This is a genomic window from Lelliottia sp. GFLA7 (assembly GCF_056490165.1).
The window spans coordinates 1-490 of record NZ_JBWLAQ010000031.1; the positions used below are offsets into that span (position 1 = coordinate 1).

Genomic DNA, 490 nt, shown 5'->3' on the forward strand with positions numbered 1-490 from the left:
GGTCGCAGCTGCCGCGGGTGCGGCCGGAGTGGTGAGCCTGGCCGGCGAGAACAACCTGCACACCGTGGTCCTGATCATCACCGGGATGAGCACCGCCGGTCTGATCATGTTCACGATGATGGCGCTCAAGATCCGCAGGTCCCTGCTCGACGGTATGGATCAGGCGGTGACCCGGCTGGTCAACAAGTTCATGGACACCCAGGCCTCGGGAGGCATGGATCCGGGACAGCCCAGCGCGCTGCGTCAGGGCGTCGCTCGCGGCGCCGGCATGGCCGCCACGTCCGCGCTGATAGGTGGCGGCGCGGCCGGGATCGGTGACGGCAGTGGCGATCTCGGAGGGGACTCCGACGGCACCGGCCCTGACGGCGGCGGAATCGGCACCCCCGGTGTGCCGGGGGCCGGTGACGGTTCGATGAGCGTAGGCGAGGACGGCGAGCTCAGGGACAAAGCGGGGAATCCTGTCACCGATGCTGCGGGTCAGCCGTTGACG

Annotated in this window: 1 pseudogene; it reads left to right on the top strand. The window is 69.4% G+C overall.

The features are described 5' to 3' along the window. Positions 1-28: 28 nt before the first annotated feature. Positions 29-490 (top strand): annotated as a pseudogene (locus AC07RN_RS20985) (hypothetical protein); the annotation flags it as partial.